The organism is Actinoplanes sp. ATCC 53533, assembly GCF_003947245.1.
This window is the reverse complement of record NZ_QHHV01000411.1, coordinates 1-2,486: the sequence shown is the minus strand read 5'-3', so window position 1 is coordinate 2,486 and position 2,486 is coordinate 1. Positions and strand designations below refer to the sequence as shown.

Below are 2,486 nucleotides of genomic sequence, written 5' to 3'. Positions count from 1 at the left end.
CAGGTGTCAACTCCGCCGGCCGTTGCGCAGGACGGCGAGGGTGCCGGCAAAGGAGTCCGTCAAGCTCTCCAGCACCGCCTTGCCCTTGGCCGCTGTGGCCTGCGAAGGGCTGCCGATCACGCCGGTGGAGGTGTATCCCCGCATGCCGAGCACGAGGAGGTCGGGCCGCTCGGCGACATGGTCGGCGTCCTGGAACCCGTCACGGACCAGGTCGGGACACAGATGCAGGAGCAACGAGGTCTCGATCTCGCCAGCATGCATGTCGTCGTGGCCGCTGCTGACCAGACCGGCCTGCTGGCGTGCCGTTTCCCAGTCCTCGCGTCCCGGGTACAGCGCCATGCGACGGGACTCCGAATTTGCCTCCTGAACAGTGTTCGACAGGACATAGTTGCCGCCATGCCCGTTCACGACGACCAGCTGGTCTACACCGGAGCGCCGCAGCGATTCGGCGACGTCGGTGACGATCGCGGCGAGCGTTGATGAGCGGATGCTCACTGTGCCCGCCCAGCCGGCGTGCTCGTGCGAGCAACCGATCGTGACTGGCGGCAGCAGTAGCAGGTCATAGGCCGCAGCGACAGATTGCGCGATGGCGCCGGCGACGATGGTGTCGGTGGCGAGCGGCAGGTGAGATCCATGCTGCTCGAAGCTCCCGACTGGAAGAACTGCCACGCGGGCAGCCCGCGACGCCTCGTCGGTGCTGGTTGCTGCGCTGATCAGGTCCACGGTCACATTCTGCGCGTCGAGCGGACGAGCGCGAAGGCGGACCGGAATCCGGCCACCTCGGCGATGCGGGAGTGCGGAGCGAGCCGGGCGTCGACTTCTCCCAGCACACGCATCGCGCGGGCGGTCGACGTCGCGGCGGCGATGCCCAGCGCCCGACTCGCCTGATCGCCGGCCTCCGCGAACCGGTTGACCAGCGCATGGGACATCGCCAGCCAGGTCCTGATCAGCGCCTCGTCCTGCCGGAAGTCGGCGGGCCAGCCGTCCAGGACTGCGCCGAGCATGCGTGCCGCTTCATCGCCTCTTCCGAGCCTGAGCAGGCAATACCCTTCGTGGGCTTGAATGTAGGCGTGGGTGCAGTGTCGCCCGATCGTGGCGGGGTCGTCGTCGATGGGGACGCGTTCGGCGCGCAGCGCGAGTCGGTGGGCGGTCTTGAGGGCTGACGAGCACGCGTCACGGTCCCCGCGAAGTGCGTGCCCTTGGGCCTGGCGTACGGCACACAGCGCACGGTCGCGGTCAGTCAAGGACGCGGTCGCGGCGGTCGCCGCGAGGGCGGTCGCCCGTGCACCGTCGAGGCGGTCGGCCGCTTGCTGCGCCTGTCGCATGAACACGTAGGACGCCATCGGTGCGTCGCCGGCCCTGCGCGCCAGGAGGAGAGCCCGTTCCAGCCAGTAGGCCGCGGCGGCCGTGTCGCCGACGTTGTCAGCCGTCCAGGACGCGAATTCGGCCCATCGTGCCTCGACGGCGAGCAGCGCGGTCTTGACATCGCCGATCGCCTCCTGCCGATAGCGACCGATCACGGCCATCTCTCGGCACGCGGCGTCGTGCACCTGCCGCGGACCGAACATGTTGTGCGAGCCGGCCAGCAGATGGAGCATCCCGGTCCAGTGCAACGCCATCGCAGGATCAACACCGGGCGGGTCATCGGGCTTGCCCGAGCGCAGCACCAGGTCTTTCGTGGCTCGACGTTCGGCAGCGTCAATCGCGTCGTAGTGCTCTGTCAGGATCCCGCCGGTTCCCAGGACGCGATCGCAATCCAGCCAGAACTGTCGGGGGACCCGCTGGCTTCCGATCTCGACGTTACCGATCGTGCTGCGGCCGTACCCGACCTTCGATGCGAGCTCATGTTGCCGCAACCCGGCGGCGTCGCGTAGCACGGCCAACCGCCCACCGAGCTGCCGTCGCACCTCTCGCGCCTGTGTGGATTCGGTCGTGCTCATGTTGACGCTCCGGCGATGGCAAGAAACGTGCGCACGCTTCGGATCTGGTGAGCGCCGCAACTCCAGCGGCGATCTACCACCCGGCGAGGCGACGCAGTCTTCTGCCGAGCCGGACTCGCTTCCGTTCTCGGGTGAGACATCCCGCTTTGACCCCCGATCGCCTTATTGCTCACTACAGTGCCGTTCACGGAGCGTAAGTCGAGCGTGAGCAGCGTGGAGGCGGCGTCGTGTCAATGTTTTGTCGGAGTTCTCCGGCGCGCTCACCGACACGGCACGGCGGTTTCCGCTCGCCGCTCTTCTGTCCTACTGACCAGCAAGAACAACCTCAGCATGCTGACGAGACCTTGCCGCAGCCACGCCGCTCGGCGGCGACATCGCCTTCGAGGCACTCACCTTCCGCAACCGCCAGCGCACGCTCCATGCATCCGGAGTGGTCGATGGAATGACGGACGCGCCGTCGCCGGTGGGCGCGGCACACCCACCGGCGTAGCTCGTCATGGCCCTGAGACGATAACTACCCCGTCCTGGCCCAACATGGAGAGCAAC

The 2,486-nt window shown here is 67.8% G+C and carries 2 protein-coding genes; both read right to left on the bottom strand.

All coding sequences use genetic code 11. The features are described 5' to 3' along the window. Positions 1-6: 6 nt before the first annotated feature. Positions 7-723, bottom strand: coding sequence for a creatininase family protein (locus DMB66_RS58445; protein WP_125812552.1), 717 nt, complete (start codon positions 721-723; stop codon positions 7-9). A 2-nt stretch (positions 724-725) separates the two neighbouring features. Beyond that, complete coding sequence (locus DMB66_RS58440; RefSeq protein ID WP_125812551.1) at positions 726-1,940, bottom strand: helix-turn-helix transcriptional regulator; 1,215 nt, start codon at positions 1,938-1,940, stop codon at positions 726-728. Between the last annotated feature and the right edge of the window lie 546 nt (positions 1,941-2,486).

What these genes read in the sequence shown, in the direction of transcription:
- DMB66_RS58440 (WP_125812551.1), bottom strand. Translation starts at nt 1,940, where the DNA reads ATGAGCACGACCGAATCCACACAGGCGCGAGAGGTGCGACGGCAGCTC.